1 protein-coding gene is annotated in these 1421 nt (G+C 32.6%); it reads left to right on the top strand.

Features of this window, described 5'->3' with window-relative positions:
- Positions 1-464: autotransporter outer membrane beta-barrel domain-containing protein (locus ACFIQE_RS10360; protein ID WP_375703021.1), on the top strand; the 464-nt coding region annotated here is incomplete at its 5' end.
- Positions 465-1421: the final 957 nt, after the last annotated feature.

Below are 1421 nucleotides of genomic sequence, written 5' to 3'. Positions count from 1 at the left end.
AGGGTAAACAGTTTAGCGGTTCTTTAACGAGCGGTAGAACGTTTGCAACAGGGTATAAAGGTGTTGTTTTTGATCCGCAGATTCAGGTTGTTTATCAGCATCTTCAGTTTCATCAGGCGTTTGATGTTGATAATCTTGATGTTGATTTAGGAAAATTTCATCAATGGGTGGGGCGTGTTGGTGGGCGTTTAAGCAAGACGCTTAATGCTTCTGAAGAGGGACGTGAAGTTTCTTTTTATAGTAAGCTTTCTTATTTGCATAGTTTTGAAGATAAGCAATTCGTTTCTTTTAAAAACGATTTTCAGTTAGGTTCCTTTGGTTCTTCTTTGGAAGCAGGGGTTGGGTTTAATGCCCGTCTCTCATCAAAACTTTCTCTTCGTGGAGATGTCACTTATCAGCATAGATTTAAGAAAATTGGTTTTTCTGGAACGAGTTTCTCTGCTGGATTGCGCCACCTTTTTTGAAGAGCTGCAATATGTGTTTTTAGTTAAAAGGCAGAAGATTTTCTGCTTTTTAATGTATTAAAATTTATTTTGCTTCATCAATATGGTTATTTTTTTGATATAAAAGATTACAATAGATGCTTTCTTTTATGCGATGAGAAATTTTTCTAAAATTTTTGATGTTAAGATATGAGGACAGATTTCATTGTGAATGTGAAAAGTTTGAATGCTGAATGCTTTCGGCATAATCTTTCAAAAGAGACGATATAGGTGGTTGTTTTTGTCCATTTCTTTATTCATTTTTATAGATCATAAGTTTAGTCTTTATGAGTTTTATGCATTTTTTTGAATTTTGTTTTAGAACTTTATTTACGTTTATATCATTTCATACGCATATTATTTGTTTCCTTTTTTAGGATGTTTACTTAAGAATTTTGGATAAATACTTGTTTTTAGAATAAACAGAGGGAGTTTGAGGTCAAATTATAATAAAAGTAAAGTATGCTTTATCGTGTTGTTATGGTTGTTGTTTTGTAAATGATAGGTGGCAGAGAAATTTCGATAAGATACAGGATATTATTTTCATTGCGGTCATGCGCGGATATCATCATTCTTTTTTCAGCATTCAATATTTGCGCAGATTTTAGCACTTGAGAATATTCATAAGAAGCAATTCACCTTTTTTCAAAAGTCCTTCTTTGCATGCCAGCTTCGTTTGTGATAGACAAGGGGTTAATTGATTAAATATAAACAGGTTTGAAATGAAAGAAATTTATAATATTCAGTTTTTATTCAATATGTAAAATGATGAATGAGCATTCTGAATTATTGCATGAAATTTTCCTAAATCAATATCGCGCGCCTGATTAAACTGAAGATGCTGATAAACAACCTGAATCTACGGATCAAAAACAACACCTTTATACCCTGTTGCAAACGTTCTACCGCTCGTTAAAGAACCGCTAAACTGTTTACCCT

The sequence above is a fragment of the Bartonella sp. AA1HLJMS genome, from assembly GCF_042197445.1.
GTDB lineage: Bacteria > Pseudomonadota > Alphaproteobacteria > Rhizobiales > Rhizobiaceae > Bartonella.
Note: the sequence above shows the minus strand (reverse complement) of the source record. Positions and strands in the feature narration are given on the sequence as shown.